Below are 16,926 nucleotides of genomic sequence, written 5' to 3' on the forward strand. Positions count from 1 at the left end.
GGAACCCGGCCCGCTGCCGGTCAATGCCCGGCGTGTCGCTCCGCCAGCTGCTCGGCGTACAGACTCGCCGGCTTTACCGGCTTGCCCGGCGACACGATCTCCCCGTCCTGGTGCCCGGCCGGCGGCTTGTCCTGGTTGCCGATGCAGCCGAAAGCCCAGTTGTGCGCGGTCGGCGGGTTCTCCACCAAGGACGCGCCGACCGCGCAGTTCCACAGCACCGAGTTCGCTCCGGCCCAGCCCTGGCCGCTGCCCATCCACTGCCGGTCCGACAGCTGCAGGCGGCCGGACGGCGGGCTCATCGTGATCGCGTCGTAGAGGGTTCCGGTCGCCCAGCGCTGGTGCGGCCCGGCGTCGAGGATGCGCGATCCGGTGTTGGTGGCGGTGCAGTCGCTGATCACGTTCGGGCCGGGTACACGGGCCTGAGTGACCCAGGCGTGCAGGTTGCTGCCGGTCACCGTGCAGTGCTGGATCAGGCTTTCCTGGCCGCTGATCGTGTACGCGGCCGGCTGCGCGTGGATGTCCTGCGGGACGGACTCGTCCAGTGACGACGTCTTCACCAGGCTGATCCGCAGTGCGTTCTCGCCGATGTCGAAGGCGGAGCCGAACCGGCTGGCGACGACGTCGTCGACCCAGCTGTCCTGCGCGGCGTCGACGGACACCAGTTGCGAGTTGAAGTAGCCGCTGTCGTGCCAGGTCGGGTCCTTCTCGAACGCGGAGCCGTCCGCGGACAGGTGGGCCAGCCCGGATTCGCTGATCCGGCCGTCGAACGTGTACCGCTGAACGGTCGCGTGCGTGTACTGGCTCTCCAGCGCGTTCGTGAGCGGCACGTCGAACTGGACGGCTTTCCCGTTGACCGCGGTGATCGTCCGGTCGAACTGCAGTCCGGAATTCGGCGTCCACTGCTTGCTGGGCGTACCGTCCGGCCGCGGCGGAATCTGGTCCATGCCGATCGCGTGGATCCATGCCTTTTCCTGCGGGCGCGCCACGATGACGTGGTCGCCGACGTGCAGGGCCGACGCGTCCGCGACCTCCAGCCGGTCCGCGCCGACCGGGACGTAGCCGCTGGTGACCGGCACCGCCGATCCGGTCAGTGAGCGAGAGCCGGTTCCGCTGATCGAGACGAGCGTGTGCACTTTGCCCGCGGCGACCAGCCTGGTGCCGTTCGCACCGCTGCCCGCGCCGCGCAATTCGACGGTGCCGGTGCTGATTTTCAGCGTGCCGGAAAGCTGGTAGTCGCCGGCCGCCAGCTCTACCGAACCAGGTTTGCCGCTCTTCGCGACCTGGTCGATCGCCTGCTGAATGCGCGCGGTGTCGTCACCGGAAGACTGCGGTTTGACCGTCGCGGCGACGGGTAGATCGGGTGGCGCGGAATCGCCGTTGTGGTAGCCGGCCTTGGAGAAATCGGGGACCCGATTGCCCTGTGCGTCGGAGCCGTAGGCGAGCCGGCCGTTCGCGAAGGTGATCCAGTCGGGCGAGGAATTCGCCGCGGATGCGGCACCGAGACTGCAACTGGACAGCCCTAGACATCCGATGAATGCGACCAGGGAAATGGAGGCAAGGGGACCAGCGCCGAGGAATCGCGTCATGGGAGGGGACTGTAGTGATCTTTTCCCTGATCGACCAAGGCCATTGGTCGGATTTCTCAGCGAACCCACAGCGCTCAGCGCATGTCTCGCGTGGTGCTGATGCCGGGCGGCCGGCGGACCGTTTGCCGGTTGTCCGTGAAGGGCCCCTTGCCGGACTTGGATTCCCTCAAGGGGTCCTTCGCGGACTTGAGTAAACGGTCCTGCGGCGATTAATCGGGTTTTTCGGCGGTCCTGGCGTCCTTGATAGACCGGTCAGCAGGCGTGAAGCCGTGCAGCTTAAGTTCCTGGCATCGGAATCCAAGTCCCGGAAGGGGCCCTCGCGGACAGGTCCGCGGACCGTTCGGCGCACCGCCTGAGGCACGCGCTCAGCATGGACGCGATTCACCGCTCATCGGGATGCTGCACACTCGGGGTATGACGAACCGCTTGGCCGACAGCGTTTCCCCGTATCTCCTGCAGCACGCCGGCAACCCCGTCGACTGGTGGGAATGGGGGCCGGACGCGCTGGCCGAAGCGAGCCGCCGGAATGTTCCGATTCTCCTCTCCGTCGGTTACGCCGCTTGCCACTGGTGCCATGTCATGGCGCACGAATCCTTCGAGCACGAAGGCACCGCCGCGCTGATGAACGCGAATTTCGTCAACATCAAGGTCGACCGCGAGGAGCGGCCGGACATCGACGCCGTGTACATGGCCGCTACGCAGGCGATGACTGGGCAGGGCGGCTGGCCGATGACCTGCTTCCTCACCCCGGAGGGGGAGCCGTTCCATTGCGGCACTTACTATCCGCCCGCGCCGCGACCGGGGATTCCGTCGTTCTCCCAGTTGCTGGTCGCGGTCGCCGAGGCGTGGCAGAACCGGCCGGACGACCTGCGCGAAGGGGCGAAGCAGATCATCGGGCACCTCGCCGAGCAGAGCGGTCCGTTGAAAGAAGCTGCGGTCGACTCGGCCGCGCTGGCCGCGGCGGTCGCCAAGCTGGCCCAGGAAGCGGACCCGGTGAACGGCGGTTTCGGCGGGGCGCCCAAATTTCCGCCGTCGATGGTGATCGAGTTCCTGCTCCGGCACCATGAGCGCACCGGCTCGGCGGAAGCTTTCGCGCTCGCCGAGTCCGCGGCGGACGCGATGGCTCGCGGCGGCATCCACGACCAGCTCGCCGGCGGTTTCGCGCGGTACTCGGTGGATGCCGGGTGGATCGTCCCGCACTTCGAAAAAATGTTGTACGACAACGCGTTGCTGCTTCGGGCGTATGCGCACTTGGCGCGCCGCGGCTCAGCCTCTGCGCGCCGGGTGGCGGAGGGGATCGTCCGGTTCCTTCAGCACGATCTTCGTACGCCGCAGGGCGGATTCGCGGCTTCCCTGGACGCGGACACCGAAGGCGTCGAGGGACTGACCTACGTCTGGACGCCGGCGCAGCTGGCCGAGGTGCTCGGCGACGACGGCCCGTGGGCGGCTGAGCTTTTCGGCGTCACCGAGAGCGGCACCTTCGAAGAAGGCGCTTCGACGCTTCAGTTGCAGACGGATCCGGACGACTTCGCGCGCTTCGAGCGCATCCGGCAGGCCCTGTTCGACGCGCGCGCGAAGCGTCCGCAACCCGGCCGGGACGACAAGGTGGTCGCGTCGTGGAACGGTCTCGCGATCTCCGCGCTCGCCGAAGCGGGCGTAGCGCTGGAACGTCCACAGTGGATCGAGCTGGCCCGCGACGCGGCCTCCCTCTTGCTGGACCTGCATGTGGTCGACGGACGCCTTCGACGCAGTTCGCGAGACGGCGCAGTCGGCACCCCGGCCGGCGTGCTGGAGGACTACGCCTGCGTCGCTGACGGCCTGCTCGCGTTGCACCAGGCCACCGGCGAACCTCGCTGGCTCGCTGAGGCGACTCGGCTGCTGGACGTCGCACTGGCGCATTTCGCGGCGGAAGCTCCGGGCGCCTATCACGACACCGCGGACGACGCGGAGAAGCTGGTGCAGCGGCCGTCCGACCCAACCGACAACGCGAGCCCGTCTGGCGCGTCCGCGCTGGCCGGGGCCCTGCTGACGGCGTCCGCCTTGGCTGGCCCCGACCAGGCCGCCCGCTACCGCGATGCCGCTGAACTGGCGCTCCGCCGCGTCGGCCTGCTCGCCGCGCGGGTGCCGCGGTTCGCCGGGCACTGGCTGTCGGTCGCGGAGGCCGCGCAATCGGGCCCGGTGCAGATCGCGGTCGTCGGCGCGGACCGGTCGGCGCTGGTCGCGGCCGCCGCGCGGCACATCCACGGCGGCGGCATCGTGCTCGGCGGCGAGCCGGACGCGCCCGGCGTCCCGCTGCTGGCTGACCGGCCGCTGGTCCACGGCGAGACGGCGGCGTACGTCTGCCGCGGCTACGTCTGCGAACGTCCGGTGACCTCGGCGGATCAACTCGTCGCGCAGCTCTGATTCCGCCCCTGGTGAACGCGGTGCGCCCGGCCCTGAAATCGGCGTAGCTTCAGTAGTGACGTAATCATGTAATCAAGGAGGCGTCATGGGACGAGGCTGGAAGGGCCGGGGAGGCTGGCAGCAGGTCGAGGTGCCGTCCGCGGACGACGCCGCGGCATGGTTCGGCGGCCGGCTCCCGGACGCGTGGTTCACCGGCGAGCCGGAGCTGACGGTGGACCGTGAGGAGATCCTGATCGTGGGCGAACTGCCCGCGCTGACCGGCGAATACGCCGACGACGCGGCCCGCGCGGCGGCGGAGGACGGGCGGATCAGCCGGTTCCGCGAGGAGACCCGCGACGAGCGGATCGAGATCGCCCGCCAGGCCGAGCATCGCTACCAGCGGAAGGTGGCCTGGGGCGCGAAACTGGGCGGCACGACGGTGCTGTTCACGACGCTGTCGGTGCCGGTGATGACGCGGTTGCGGCAGCCCGAACGGCAGGTGCTGGACACCCTGGTGGACGCCGGCGTCGCGCGGTCCCGGTCCGAAGCGCTCGCCTGGGCGGTGCGCCTGGTCGGCCAGCACGCGGACACCTGGCTGAGCGAGCTGCGGGAAGCGATGACCAAGGTGGACGACCTGCGGTCGAAGGGGCCCGACCTCGGCTGAGCTGCGGGAGCAACCCCGCTGCGGCAGGCTGTCCGGTGTCGCCGGTCGATCGGAGGAACCCGTGGACGTGCCTGCTGTGCCCGCGAAGGTGGACCCGGACGCGCTGACTGCCGCCCTCGACGGCCGGTGGGCCGAGCTGAAGCGCGACGTGCGTACGCAGATGCGGGCCGAGGAGTTCCGGGGCACCGTCGGCCTGGACGCCGAAGCACATCGGCGGCAGGTGCTGGACCAGCTGCGGAAGCTCGCCGCGACCGACCGGCCCGCGCTCGGGTTCGATTCGGCTTACGGCGGTCTGGACGATGTCGGCGGCGCGGTGGTGTCGTTCGAAATGCTCGGCTACGGCGACCTGTCGCTGATGGTCAAGGCAGGCGTGCAATGGGGTCTGTTCGGCGGCGCGGTGCAGTTGCTCGGCACCGCGCCGCACCACGAGAAGTACCTGCGCCGCATCATGAATCTCGACCTGCTCGGCTGCTTCGCGATGACTGAACACGGCCACGGTTCAGACGTTCAGCACCTGCACACCACCGCCACCTACGACCCGCCGACGCGGGAGTTCGTCGTACACAGCCCGGATCCAGGAGCCACCAAGGAATTCATCGGCAACGCGGCTCGCGACGGTCAGCTCGCGGTCGTCTTCGCCCAGCTGGTGACCGGTGGGCAATCCCGGGGCGTGCACGCCTTCCTGGTTCCGATCCGCGACGAATCCGGCTCCGCCGCTCCCGGCGTCACCATCGCCGACTGCGGCGCGAAAGCAGGCTTGAACGGTGTCGACAATGGCCGGCTGACGTTCGACCAGGTTCGCGTGCCACGGGATGCGCTGCTGAACCGTTTCGCAGACGTAGCTGTCGACGGCACCTACTCAAGCGCGATCGAGAGCGACGGCCGCCGCTTCTTCACGATGCTCGGCACGCTGATCCGCGGCCGCGTGAGCGTCGGCGGCAGCGCCGGCTGCGCCACCCAACGCGCCCTGACCCTGGCTGTTCGCTACGGCGACCAACGGCGCCAGTTCCAGCGTCCCGACGGCGAGGAAGTGGTGGTCCTGGACTACCTGGGACACCAGCGGAAACTGCTGCCTGCTTTGGCGAAGACCTACGCGCTGCATTTTGCGCAGGAGGAACTGGTCGCCGCGCTGCACGACCTCGCCCCCGACGCGCCTGAGGAGGCGCAACGCGAACTGGAGTCCCGCGCGGCCGGCCTGAAAGCGGTGAACACTTGGCACGCGACGAGCGCGATCCAGACCGCGCGCGAGGCTTGCGGGGGGAGCGGGTACCTGTCGTCCAATCTGCTCGCTGATTTGAAGGCCGACACGGACGTCTTCACGACCTTCGAGGGCGACAACACGGTGCTGTTGCAGCTCGTCGCGAAGGGCTTGCTGACGCAGTACAAGGAACACTTCGCGGACCTCAGCCCCCTCGCGACCGCCCGGTTCGTCGCCGAGCAACTGGTCGACACCGTCATGGAACACTCCGCTGCGCGACGTTTCCTGGAGCGCCTGACTGAGTCTGATGACGCCACCGTGCTGTTCGACCGGGAGTGGCAGCAGCGGCTGTTCGAGGACCGCGAAGAGCACGTACTGAGCAGCGTGGCCAACCGGTTGCGTCGCGGGTCCTCAGACCTCTTCGAGGTCTTCAACTCCGTACAGGACCACGTGCTGCTGGCAGGCCGCGTCCACGTGGACCGTCTCGTCCTGGACGCCTTCGCACGCGCTGTCGGTGCGTGCGCCGATCCGGACGCTCAGATGCTCCTGACCCGGCTGTGCGACCTGTACGCACTGTCGACGATCGAAGCGGACCGCGCTTGGTTCCTCGAGCACGGGCGGCTGACAGTCGGCCGGTCCAAGGCAGTGACTGCGGCAGTTAACGCGCTGTGCGGCGAGCTGCGGCCGCACGCGCGGACGTTGGTGGACGGGTTCGCTGTGCCGGAGCAGTTCCTGGCGGCCCCGATGCTGGCGGGCTGAAACGACTCAGGCCGCCCCCATGCAGCGTGACGGCCTGGCGACGGCCTGAGAAAGAGAACCCCAGCTACGCGTACATCGCCAACCAGATCGCGATGTAGTGCGACACCGCCGCCAGCACCGTGCACGCGTGGAAGAACTCGTGGTACCCGAAGGTCTCCGGCCAATGATTCGGCCATTTCACCGCGTAGAAAACCGCCCCCACGGTATAAAACAGTCCGCCGACGCAAAGAAGCACCAACGCCGCGACCCCGGCATGGTTGAGCAGTTCCGGCAGCACGAACACCGCGACCCACCCCAGCGCGATGTAAATCGGCACTCCGAGCCAGCGCGGCGCGTGCGGCCACAGCATCTTCATCGCGACGCCCAGCACCGCGCCGCCCCAGACGATGCCCAGTACCACGTACCCGGTCGGCTTCGACATGGCCAGCAGCGCGAACGGTGTGTAGGTACCCGCGATGAACAGGAAGATCATCGAGTGGTCGGCGCGCTTCATCCATTTGTACGCGCGCGGGCTCCACAGCCTGCGGTGATACAGCGCGCTCACACCGAAAACGCCTAGCACCGTCAGGCCGTACACCGACGTCGCCAGCGCCGCTATCGGCGAAACTGTCGACGCGGCGAGGCTGATCAGCGTGGCAGCCGCCGCTACCGCGCCGAAGAACGACCAGAAGTGGATGTGGCCGCGCAGCCGGGGGCGGGTGTCCTCGGGGACGTGCGGGGGCTCGATCGTCACGCTCACCAAGCCTAGGTTACGGGGCCGTAGGTTTTTTGCCAGCTCCCGTGGTGCGTCACACGTGTCCGCCGAAGGTGCGTACGCTCGGGCGACGTGAGCCTCCGGTCCTTCATGTCCGACGTCGTCTACAGCGTCTACAGCCGCCGCCTGATCCAGCAGGCGGCCGGTCGACATCCTCGGCACATCGCGATCATGCTCGACGGCAATCGCCGTTGGGCGCGCGAAGCCGGGTTCACCGACGTGGCCGACGGGCACCGGGCGGGCGCGAAGAAGATCGCCGACTTCCTCAGCTGGTGCCGGGAGGCCGACGTCGAGGTCGTGACGATGTGGCTGCTCTCCACCGACAACCTGAACCGGGACCCGGAAGAGCTCACGCCGCTGCTCAAAATCATCACCGACGTCACCGACGAGCTCGCCGGGCCCGCGGTGCCGTGGCGGCTGCGCATCGTCGGCGCGCTCGACCTGCTGCCGCTCGAGGTGGCGCAAAAGCTCACCGCCGCCGCGGCGCGCACCGAGGACCGCGAGGGAATGGAGGTGAACATCGCGGTCGGCTACGGCGGGCGGCAGGAGATCGCCGACGCGGTCCGGAAACTGCTGCTGCAGCACGCCGACGAGGGCACCTCAATTCGCGAGCTGGCGAAGATACTCGACGTGGACCACATCTCGGAGCATCTGTACACCTCCGGTCAGCCGGATCCGGACCTGATTATCCGAACCTCGGGTGAACAGCGGCTTTCCGGATTCCTGTTGTGGCAGTCCGCGCATTCGGAATTCTGGTTCACCGAGGCTTACTGGCCGGCGTTCCGGCGCGTCGACTTTCTCCGTGCGATGCGCGATTACGCCTGGCGGCACCGCCGGTTCGGCACGTAGCCCGGGCACAGCGGAAGGCCCCGGAGCCGCAGCTCCGGGGCCTTCCGCGTCACGTACGGACTCAGCCGTGGTGGTGCTCCATCGAGTGGGCGATCAGCGCCGGGGTCGTGGCGATGCCGGTGTAGGCACCCGCGACCAGCGAAGCAGCGCCGTAGCCCAGCGCGCCGCCGCCTTCGATGAAGGTGGCGTAGGCGTCGCCGAACGTCGGGTCCGGGGCGCCCTGGCTCACGGCCGGGGAGGCGAACGCGGTCCCGCCGATCATCATCAGACCCGCAGCCGCTCCGGCGATGATTCCAGCCTTCTTCAGCACTTCGCACACTCCTAGGTAGAGATACTGGGATTCGGGGAACCGGAGTGCTCCAGTGGATGGAACCGGAGTGTTCCGGTGGTGTGTCCCGCAGGAAGAAAATTACCCCCAAATAGCCTCTGGCGAATCTCGCGTACGCCCATTGTGTGAGGGTCTGAAGGCCCAGTTCACTCGGTCCGGTTCAGTGTCCAGGACGCGAAATGCATTCTGGTCTGACGCATGGTAAAAGGCTCGTTACCTGCGATTCGGCTGCGTTCGGTGATTAATTTTCCAAGATCATCCGACCGGTCGACCCCCCGATTGCCTGACCCGATCACGAAGAGTGATCACCGTGGACGCTCCGTTTCCAGCGACCGACGGTGGGATGACGAATCGGCGAATCACCTGTGTGGCTGCCTGCACGAAGGGGCGGACGTGGGTACCTTCCCGAATAGAGGGCTCGCGTTCCGTGCGGGTCCTCGCGGGAGGCCCTAGTCGTGGCGTTGATCGAGGGGGCGGCTCAGCCGCCCACTAGATGCACGAGGGGGCCGGCACCCGGCCCTCGTGGCCGTGCCGCCTGACGCAGCCAGCGTCAGGGAGTGCGGACCCAGCCAGGGAGGTGCCCGGCCCAGCGAGTGCGGGCGTGGGGTGCACACGCCCTCGAGGGAGATGCCGTCGTGACTGCGCAGCGTTCACCCCGCAAGGCCTTTGGCCGTTCTTCGACCGGCGCCACCGCGCCGGAGAAAGCCTCGATCTCGCCCGAATCCCCCCGCATCACCTACGTTCTGGACACGTCGGTGCTGCTCTCCGACCCATGGGCGGTCACCCGGTTCGCCGAACACGCCGTGGTGCTGCCGCTGGTCGTCATCAGCGAACTGGAGGCCAAGCGCCACCACCCCGAACTGGGCTGGTTCGCCCGGGAGTCCCTCCGGCTGCTGGACGACCTCCGGCTCAAGCACGGCAGGCTCGACGCCCCGATCCCGATCGGGGACGAGGGCGGCACCCTCCAGGTGGAGCTGAACCACACCGACCCGTCCGTGCTCCCGGTGGGTTTCCGCACCGACTCGAACGACCACCGCATCCTCGCCTGCGCGCTGAACCTGGCGACCGAGCAACCGGCGGTCACGCTGGTCACCAAGGACATCCCGCTGCGGGTCAAAGCGGGTGCGGTCGGCCTCACCGCGGACGAGTACCGCGCGCAGGACGTCACGCCGTCCGGCTGGACCGGCATGGCCGACGTGGACGCCCCGCAGGAACTGATCGACGCGCTCTTCGCGGGCGGCTCGGCGGATCCGGCGGAGTTCGGGCTCGGCGAGGTCGGCGAGATGCCCTGTCACACCGGGCTGCGGCTGCTCGCGGGCAGTTCCAGCGCGCTGGGGCGGGTCACCGCGGACAAACGGGTGCGGCTGGTGCGCGGCGATCGCGAGGCGTTCGGCCTGCACGGCCGGTCGGCGGAACAGCGGGTGGCGCTCGACCTTCTCCTCGACTCCGACGTCGGCATCGTCTCGCTGGGCGGACGAGCCGGCACCGGAAAGTCGGCGCTGGCGCTGTGCGCGGGCCTGGAGGCGGTGATGGAACGCCAGCAGCACCGCAAGGTCGTGGTGTTCCGCCCGGTCTACGCGGTCGGCGGCCAGGACCTCGGCTACCTGCCCGGGTCCGAGAGCGAGAAGATGCAGCCGTGGGCGCAGGCGGTGTTCGACACGCTCGGCGCGCTGGTCAGCCAGGACGTGCTGGACGAGGTCTTCGACCGCGGCATGCTTGAGGTGCTCCCGTTGACGCACATCCGCGGCCGTTCGCTGCACGACGCGTTCGTGATCGTGGACGAGGCGCAGTCGCTGGAGCGCAATGTGCTGCTGACCGTGCTGTCCCGGCTCGGCACGGCGTCGCGCGTGGTCCTCACGCACGACGTGGCCCAGCGCGACAACCTGCGGGTCGGGCGGCACGATGGCGTCTCGGCGGTGATCGAGAAGCTGAAGGGGCATCCGCTGTTCGCGCACGTGACCCTGACCCGTTCGGAGCGCTCGCCGATCGCGGCGCTGGTGACGGAGATGCTGGAGGACCACGGCTGACCTGATTCCGTGAAGGGAACATTGAGGGACTCAGGGTCCGTCAATGTTCCCTTCACGGATTTGAAGCCAGGGTTTACCAGCCGGCAGGCAGCGGACGGCCTTCGGCGAAGCCGGCCGCGGACTGGATGCCCAGCACCGCGCGCTCGTGGAACTCCTCCAACGTGCGCACGCCCGCATACGTGCACGACGAGCGGACGCCCGCGCAAATCGAGTCGATCAGGTCTTCCACGCTCGGACGGGTCGGATCCAGCGACATCCGCGACGTCGAAATGCCCTCTTCGAACAGCGCCTTGCGTGCACGGTCGAAGGCGTCGTCAGTGCGCGTCCGGGCGCCGACGGCGCGCTTCGACGCCATCCCGAAGGACTCCTTGTACGGACGGCCCTGCTCGTCGTAGCGCAGGTCGCCGGGCGATTCGTAGGTGCCCGCGAACCACGAGCCGACCATCGCCGCCGACGCGCCCGCGGCCAGGGCCAGCGCGACGTCGCGGGGGTGCCGGACGCCGCCGTCCGCCCACACGTGCTTGCCCAGTTCGCGTGCGGCCGCCGCGCATTCCGCGACCGCGGAGAACTGCGGCCGGCCGACGCCGGTCATCATGCGCGTGGTGCACATCGCGCCCGGACCGACGCCGACCTTGACGATGTCCGCGCCGGCCTGGATGAGGTCACGGGTGCCCTCGGCGGTCACCACGTTGCCCGCCACCACCGGCACCTGCGGCGACACCGACCGGACCGCCTTGAGCGCGGCGATCATCTTGTCCTGGTGGCCGTGCGCGGTGTCGACGACCAGCACGTCGACACCCGCGGCCAGCACTGCTTCGGCCTTGGCCGCGACATCGCCGTTCACGCCGAGCGCGGCGGCGACACGCAGCTTGCCCTGCGCGTCGACGGCAGGGGAGTAGATCTGCGAACGCAGCGCGCTCACGGCGGTGAGGATGCCGGCGAGCCGATCCTCGGAGTCCAAGCCGAGCGCGAGAGCGCCGCTGTGACCGTGCAGCGTCCCGAAGATATTGCGCGGGTGCTCGCCCACCGGCACCGCGAGAAGAGGCAGTTCCATGACGTCGGCGAGCCGGGCGAAGCGGTCGACGCCCACGCAAGCGGCTTCGTTCACGACGCCGACCGGCTTGCCGTCGTTGTCGACGATGACGACCGCGCCGTGTGCTCGTTTGTGCATCAGGTTGAGGGCGTCGGCCACCGCGTCGCCGCTGGAGAGGACCAGCGGCGTGTCCCAGACGGTGTCCCGGGACTTCACCCAGGAGACGATGTCGGTGACCGCCTCGGTGTCGACGTCCTGCGGCAGCACGACGAGCCCGCCGCGCCGAGCGACCGTCTCGGCCATCCGCCGCCCGGCGACGGCGGTCATGTTGGCCACCACCAAGGGGATCGTCGCGCCGGAGCCGTCCGCGGCGGACAAATCGACGTCAAACCGGGATTCCACGTCCGAGCGGTTCGGCACGAGGAAAACGTCGTCGTAGGTCAGGTCGTGAGCGGGCACGTGCCCATCCAGAAAGCGCACGAGTCCCCAGGCTACGTGGCTCGTGCGCGGGACGCTAACCCGGCGTAGCGCGTGGAACAATGGCCAGGTGGACAGCCGTGATCGCGACGCTGAAGGACGTGCCCGCAACGCTCGCCCGCGAGACGGCCTCGGCCGCCCGCTGCCCTATGGCGCGGACGGGGTGCCCCGCCAGCCCGAAGGTGTGCGGCGGACCCCGGCGGCGACGCTGGCGGAGGCCCAGGAGTTGCTGGACGCCGGACGGCCGTTCCACGCGCACGAAGTGTTCGAGGACGCGTGGAAGGCGACGGACGGTCCGGAACGGGAGCTGTGGCGCGCGCTGGCCCAGCTGGCGGTCGGGCTGACGCACGTCCTGCGCGGAAACGGGACTGGGGCGGTCGCGCTGCTGGAGCGGGGCGCGGAGAATCTCGCACCGTTCGCCGAGGCCTCGCCGTATGGGATCGACGTCGCCGGGCTGCGAGAGTGGGCGCAAGCGCTTGCGGCGGAGTCTCGGGAGAAGGCGCGGGTGGATTCGGAAGTGCCTCGGCTGACTCGGTAGGTGCGGCTGATCTCTCGCTGACCCGGCGGTGCCCGGCCCAGAAGGCCCGCGGCGGGGCGGGAGGACCGGCTCGGGCAGCGCTGCGGCAGCGGGCGGGAGCCGGCCCGGTGGAGACCGTTGCGATCAGGCGTCCGGCCAGTCCGCTGACCCAGCCTTTTCCTTGCCGATCGTGGTCGCTTCGCCGTGGCCGGTGCGGACGATGGTCTCGTCCGGGAGCTGGAAGAGGCGCTCGCGGATGGACTTCACGATGGTCGGGTAGTCCGAGTAGGACCGGCCGGTCGCGCCGGGGCCGCCGTGGAACAGGGTGTCTCCGGTGAACACGACGCCGAGTTCGGGGCTGTGCAGGCAGATCGCGCCCGGGGCGTGGCCGGGGGTGTGCAGCACGGTCAGGTCGGTGCCCGCGATCGTGATGGTCTGGCCGTCGGCGAGGTCGGCGTCCGGGGCGCGGTCCGGGTGGGTCAGGTCCCAGACGACCCGGTCGGCCGGATGCAGCAGGATCGGTGCGCCGGTGAGCTCGGCGAGTTCAGGGGCGGCGTTGACGTGGTCGTTGTGCGCGTGCGTGCACACGATCGCGCGGACCGCGCGATCGCCGACGACGTCCGCGATGGCGGCCGCGTCGTGCGCGGCGTCGATCACGATCACCTCGGTGTCGTCGCCGACGATCCAGACGTTGTTGTCCACTTCCCAGCTGCCGCCGTCGAGCTCGAACACGCCCGACGTGACCAGGTTCTGCACTATGGCCGTCATGCCCGCAGACCCTAGTGCCCGCGAGGTGGTTCCGGTCTTACTTACCATCGAGTATCCTTACTCGCGGTAAGTTAGCTGCGACGACGGGACCGCCATGACCGACCCTCGGGACCTGCTGGCCGAGCCTCTCAAGCTGCACTGCGGGGCGGTGCTGCCGCACCGCATCGCGAAGTCCGCACTGAGCGAGCAGCTGGGCGACCGCCGCAACGCGCCGTCCGACGAGCTGGTTTCGCTGTACCGCACGTGGGCGCACGGCGGGGCGGGGCTGTTGCTGACCGGCAATGTGATGGTCGATCCGACCGCGCTCGGCGAGCCGCGCAACGTCGCGGTGCCCGCGGTGCCGGATCCGGCCGTGTACCGGCCGTGGGCGAAGTCGGTGGACGGGACCGACGCGCAGTTGTGGGTGCAGCTCAATCACCCGGGACGGCAGAGCCCCCGCTACCTCTCGCGCCGGCCGGTCGCGCCGTCGGCGGTGCCCTTCGGCGACCGGGGCGTGCGGACCGCCTTCGCGGCGCCGCGGGCGTTGACCGGGGACGAAATCGAAGCGGTGATCGCGAAATTCGCGACATCCGCGCGGACATTCGTCGATGCCGGATTTGCCGGCGTGCAGGTGCACGGTGCGCACGGGTACTTGGTCTCGCAGTTCCTGTCGCCGCTGGTGAACCGCCGCGACGACGAGTGGGGGCGCGACCGCAGCCGGTTCTTGCTCGAAGTGGTGCGCGCGGTCCGGGCCGCGGTCGGAGATCGCGTCCCGGTGTCGGTGAAGCTCAACAGCGCCGACTTCCAGCGCGGCGGCTTCGAGGAAGACGAGTCGCTGCAAGTTGTCCGGGCCCTGGGCGAGGCGGGCATCGACTTGCTGGAGATCTCCGGCGGCACGTACGAACGCGCGGTGATGATGGGGTCCGGCCGAGCCAGCACACAGCGACGGGAAGCGTATTTCCTCGACTATGCGGCGAAGGCACGGCAGATCAGCGACGTCGCGCTGATGGTGACCGGCGGCTTCGCCACCGCCGCCGGGATGGCCGAGGCGCTGGAATCCGGTGCGCTGGACATGATCGGGCTCGGCCGTCCGTTCACAGTGGACCCGGCGCTGCCGGCCCGGCTGCTCGCCGGCGAGGACGTCCGCGCCGAACGACTGTGCCCGCACACCGGGATCCGGCTGGCCGACAGCCTGCTGGAAATCCAGTGGCACACCCAGCAGATGCACCGCGTCGCGGCGGGCAAGCCAGTGGACGTGAAGCGCAGCGCGTGGCGGACGCTCGCGCAGGCGGGGCTCAGCGATCCGCTGAACGCATTTCGCCGGGTGCGCGGGTGAGCAGCCGGTCGGCGGCCTTCGCGCCGCTGGCTAGCGCGATGAAGAAGACGCCGATCAGCAGGCAGTTCAGGGAGATCTGCCCGTAGCCGAGCTTGTCGGCGTTGATGAACGGGTACGGGTACCAGCCGTCGAGCGAGCCGCGGATGAGCGTGAAAACCAGCCACCCCAACGGATAGACGAGCGACCAGGCGACGGTGCGCCATTCGAGCACGCGCGGCGCGAAGAACAGCCAGCCGACCACGCACAGCACCGGCGTGACGCGGTGCAGGAGGATGTCCGCGACCAGATTGAGGCCGTGCAGTTCGGTGAGCCCGGCCAGCGCGACCTGGTACACGACCCCGGTGACCACGATCCCGACGAGCGCGTCGAGCCACAAGACGCGCATCAGCGCCGAGGCGGCGCGGCCTCGGGCGATCGCCGCGCTGGTGACGAGGACGAGCACGTTCGAGATGATGGTGAAGTACGCGAACAGGTTCGCCACGCGGCCGGTGACGGTCGGGTAGGGCCCGTGCGCCGGGACGACCGCGACGATCTGGATCACGATCGCGGCCAGCGCGACGATCGCGGTGATGCCGAACCAGAGCCGGGCTTTCGAAGACATGCCGACGACAGTACGGCGCAGGCGGGACCTGCTTGGAGCGACACGACTGTGGTCGGTGCGCCGGGCGGGTGAACCTTGTCGCAGGGGGCTTCGGGACGTCGCCCGGAGGTAGCCCGATCGCTGCGGAAGGCGGGCACCGCTTCAGGCACCGTCAGCCAAGCGCCGGTGCGACCGAGTCCGGCCGCACCGGTGCTTGGCTTTCACTTCCCGGCTTGCCTTACTTCACCGCCTTGACCAGCGCCGGCACGAAGACCGAGGCATCGACCGTGCCCCAGCCGCTGGCGATGTCGTAGCCAGGGCCCGCCTTGAAGCCCTCGACGCCCCACTGGCTGTTGTCGCCGGTGGTGACGTCGATGATCCCCGCCGCGGTCCCCTTCGGGCCCAGCTTCGTGTACAGCGCCGGGTTGATCTGGCCCAGCCGGCCGTGCTTGGCCTGCACGGCCAGAGCCAGCACGCCGGCGAACAGCGGAGCCGACTGGGACGTTCCCTGCACGCCTTCCATGCTGATGTCCGGGTAGGCGCGCATGGTGCTGCCAGTGATCGTCTTGACCCGGTTCTGCCAGGACGGCCGCGCGTACGCCTTCGACAGCCCGGCCCCCTCGCTGAAGCCGTTGTCCGCGGCGTTGACCAGGTCGTCCGGCTTGGTGCGGACGCCGTTCGCGTCCAGGTGCAGCTGGGTGCCGCCGAGGGCGGTGACGTTCGGGTCGCTGGCCGGCCAGCTGGCCACTCGGTACGGGTACCGGCCAGGGCCCTGCAGGTACGCGCCGGTCGGGCCGTCGTCGCCGGACGACGCGACGAGCGTGACGCCTGCCCGGCTGGCCCGTTCCAGTGCCGGGTCGAGAGTTTTGATCGAGTCGAACGACGGGAAGTTCTCTTCGGTGGTGCCGAAGCTCATCGAGACGACGTCGGCGACGCGGTGCTGAGTCATGTAGTCGACCGCGTGCATCATTTCCGGCAGACCGGCGAAGCCCTGCGTCTCGGCGACCGGGGTGGCCGCGACGACTATCTTCGCCGCCGGCGCCATCGCGTGCATCATCGTGACGTCGAGGTCGGTTTCTCCGCCCCACGACTGGCAGGTGGGCGTGTCGACGCCGGGGTCGGTGCACGCCGGCACCGCGCCGGAGGGCTGCAGGATCTCGACGTTCGCCGGCGGCAGGCCGTGCTCCTTCGAGTACGCGTCCAGTACCTGCTTGACCTGGTCGTCGCCGTAGGACACGAGCGTCGCGACGGTCGACCCGGCACCGGTGATGCCCTGGTTCCACAGTTTCGTGGCGTTGTACGCGACGCTTTCCTTGGGCAGCTTGGCCATCGCCGCGTCGAGCCGGGCCACGCGCTCGCGCACCGTGGTCGCTCCGACGAACGACTGCGCGGCCGCCGAGAAATGATGCCGCGAGGGCGCGGGCGGCGCCGGCGCGGCACTGGCCGGTGCGGCCACCACGGTGGCGACGAGTGTCGCGCCCGCCAGCAGGGTCATCGGCCGCCCGAATCCCCGGACCGCTGATCTCACCCGGAACGTCATGCTTGCTCTCCTATCCGCACAGGCCAGTGCCCCCACTCTCGGGCACCCGGCCGGGGCGCGATATCGACTTTCGTCGGACGTTTTCCGGTGGTTGGCGGGGAAACTGGTGCGATGTCCGGAATGTTCCGGGTGGATTGCCGCGCGTGGCG

At 69.3% G+C, this 16,926-nt stretch carries 14 protein-coding genes; 7 read left to right on the forward strand and 7 right to left on the reverse strand.

Features of this window, described 5'->3' with window-relative positions; translation table 11 throughout:
* Positions 1–20 precede the first annotated feature (20 nt).
* The gene (locus AMYBE_RS0139385) at positions 21–1,586 is read right to left on the reverse strand and encodes a pectate lyase family protein (protein ID WP_020664910.1); all 1,566 of its coding nucleotides are present in this window, start codon (positions 1,584–1,586) and stop codon (positions 21–23) included.
* Positions 1,587–2,000: 414 nt separating this feature from the next.
* On the opposite strand from AMYBE_RS0139385, the gene AMYBE_RS0139390 reads away from it, so the two are divergent.
* From AMYBE_RS0139390 to AMYBE_RS0139400, 3 genes are all read left to right on the forward strand, one after another.
* A complete protein-coding gene (locus tag AMYBE_RS0139390; protein WP_020664911.1) occupies positions 2,001–3,989 on the forward strand; it encodes a thioredoxin domain-containing protein in 1,989 nt (662 codons plus the stop codon).
* Between the two features lie 85 nt (positions 3,990–4,074).
* Complete coding sequence (locus tag AMYBE_RS0139395) at positions 4,075–4,632, forward strand: hypothetical protein (protein WP_020664912.1); 558 nt, start codon at positions 4,075–4,077, stop codon at positions 4,630–4,632.
* A 61-nt stretch (positions 4,633–4,693) separates the two neighbouring features.
* The gene (locus tag AMYBE_RS0139400; RefSeq protein WP_020664913.1) at positions 4,694–6,589 is read left to right on the forward strand and encodes an acyl-CoA dehydrogenase family protein; all 1,896 of its coding nucleotides are present in this window, start codon (positions 4,694–4,696) and stop codon (positions 6,587–6,589) included.
* A 64-nt stretch (positions 6,590–6,653) separates the two neighbouring features.
* On the opposite strand, the gene trhA is transcribed toward AMYBE_RS0139400, so the two are convergent.
* Positions 6,654–7,322 carry a PAQR family membrane homeostasis protein TrhA gene (gene trhA, locus AMYBE_RS0139405; RefSeq protein ID WP_027928503.1) on the reverse strand — a complete coding sequence of 223 codons (669 nt, stop codon included), beginning with the start codon at positions 7,320–7,322 and terminating at the stop codon, positions 6,654–6,656.
* Between the two features lie 111 nt (positions 7,323–7,433).
* Between trhA and AMYBE_RS0139410 the strand changes: the two genes are divergently transcribed.
* On the forward strand, positions 7,434–8,192 hold the full coding sequence (locus tag AMYBE_RS0139410; protein ID WP_020664915.1) for an isoprenyl transferase: 759 nt from the start codon (positions 7,434–7,436) through the stop codon (positions 8,190–8,192).
* 61 nt (positions 8,193–8,253) lie between these two features.
* Here AMYBE_RS0139410 and AMYBE_RS0139415 read toward each other — a convergent pair whose 3' ends face one another.
* Positions 8,254–8,502 (reverse strand): hypothetical protein, encoded by a 249-nt coding sequence (locus tag AMYBE_RS0139415; protein WP_020664916.1) that lies wholly within the window; start codon positions 8,500–8,502, stop codon positions 8,254–8,256.
* Positions 8,503–9,155: 653 nt separating this feature from the next.
* On the opposite strand from AMYBE_RS0139415, the gene phoH2 reads away from it, so the two are divergent.
* Positions 9,156–10,547: an RNA 5'-3' helicase PhoH2 gene (gene phoH2 / locus AMYBE_RS0139420; protein ID WP_020664917.1), complete on the forward strand. Its 1,392-nt coding sequence runs from the start codon at positions 9,156–9,158 to the stop codon at positions 10,545–10,547.
* Positions 10,548–10,620: 73 nt separating this feature from the next.
* Here the strand turns inward: phoH2 and guaB1 are convergent, their stop codons facing one another.
* Positions 10,621–12,060 (reverse strand): GMP reductase, encoded by a 1,440-nt coding sequence (gene guaB1, locus AMYBE_RS0139425; protein ID WP_027928504.1) that lies wholly within the window; start codon positions 12,058–12,060, stop codon positions 10,621–10,623.
* Positions 12,061–12,127: 67 nt separating this feature from the next.
* On the opposite strand from guaB1, the gene AMYBE_RS0139430 reads away from it, so the two are divergent.
* Positions 12,128–12,595 (forward strand): DUF309 domain-containing protein, encoded by a 468-nt coding sequence (locus AMYBE_RS0139430; RefSeq protein WP_027928505.1) that lies wholly within the window; start codon positions 12,128–12,130, stop codon positions 12,593–12,595.
* A gap of 123 nt (positions 12,596–12,718) precedes the next feature.
* On the opposite strand, the gene AMYBE_RS0139435 is transcribed toward AMYBE_RS0139430, so the two are convergent.
* Positions 12,719–13,342, reverse strand: coding sequence for an MBL fold metallo-hydrolase (locus AMYBE_RS0139435; protein ID WP_020664920.1), 624 nt, complete (start codon positions 13,340–13,342; stop codon positions 12,719–12,721).
* A gap of 94 nt (positions 13,343–13,436) precedes the next feature.
* Between AMYBE_RS0139435 and AMYBE_RS0139440 the strand changes: the two genes are divergently transcribed.
* Positions 13,437–14,657, forward strand: a complete 1,221-nt coding sequence (locus tag AMYBE_RS0139440) for an NADH:flavin oxidoreductase/NADH oxidase family protein (protein WP_020664921.1) — start codon at positions 13,437–13,439, stop codon at positions 14,655–14,657.
* On the opposite strand, the gene AMYBE_RS0139445 is transcribed toward AMYBE_RS0139440, so the two are convergent.
* Together AMYBE_RS0139445 and AMYBE_RS0139450 are read right to left on the reverse strand one after the other, a co-directional pair.
* Positions 14,617–15,258: a Pr6Pr family membrane protein gene (locus AMYBE_RS0139445; RefSeq protein ID WP_020664922.1), complete on the reverse strand. Its 642-nt coding sequence runs from the start codon at positions 15,256–15,258 to the stop codon at positions 14,617–14,619. The genes AMYBE_RS0139440 and AMYBE_RS0139445 overlap by 41 nt on opposite strands.
* Before the next feature lie 217 nt (positions 15,259–15,475).
* On the reverse strand, positions 15,476–16,777 hold the full coding sequence (locus AMYBE_RS0139450; RefSeq protein WP_154676424.1) for a S53 family peptidase: 1,302 nt from the start codon (positions 16,775–16,777) through the stop codon (positions 15,476–15,478).
* Positions 16,778–16,926: the final 149 nt, after the last annotated feature.

Source organism: Amycolatopsis benzoatilytica AK 16/65, from assembly GCF_000383915.1.
GTDB lineage: Bacteria > Actinomycetota > Actinomycetes > Mycobacteriales > Pseudonocardiaceae > Amycolatopsis > Amycolatopsis benzoatilytica.

Bases quoted from the DNA above. Each gene is read 5' to 3' on its own strand.
- AMYBE_RS0139385 (WP_020664910.1), bottom strand. From the start codon at position 1,586: ATGACGCGATTCCTCGGCGCTGGTCCCCTTGCCTCCATTTCCCTGGTC.
- AMYBE_RS0139390 (WP_020664911.1), top strand. From the start codon at position 2,001: ATGACGAACCGCTTGGCCGACAGCGTTTCCCCGTATCTCCTGCAGCAC.
- AMYBE_RS0139395 (WP_020664912.1), top strand. From the start codon at position 4,075: ATGGGACGAGGCTGGAAGGGCCGGGGAGGCTGGCAGCAGGTCGAGGTG.
- AMYBE_RS0139410 (WP_020664915.1), top strand. From the start codon at position 7,434: ATGTCCGACGTCGTCTACAGCGTCTACAGCCGCCGCCTGATCCAGCAG.
- AMYBE_RS0139435 (WP_020664920.1), bottom strand. From the start codon at position 13,342: ATGACGGCCATAGTGCAGAACCTGGTCACGTCGGGCGTGTTCGAGCTC.
- AMYBE_RS0139440 (WP_020664921.1), top strand. From the start codon at position 13,437: ATGACCGACCCTCGGGACCTGCTGGCCGAGCCTCTCAAGCTGCACTGC.
- AMYBE_RS0139445 (WP_020664922.1), bottom strand. From the start codon at position 15,258: ATGTCTTCGAAAGCCCGGCTCTGGTTCGGCATCACCGCGATCGTCGCG.
- AMYBE_RS0139450 (WP_154676424.1), bottom strand. From the start codon at position 16,777: ATGACGTTCCGGGTGAGATCAGCGGTCCGGGGATTCGGGCGGCCGATG.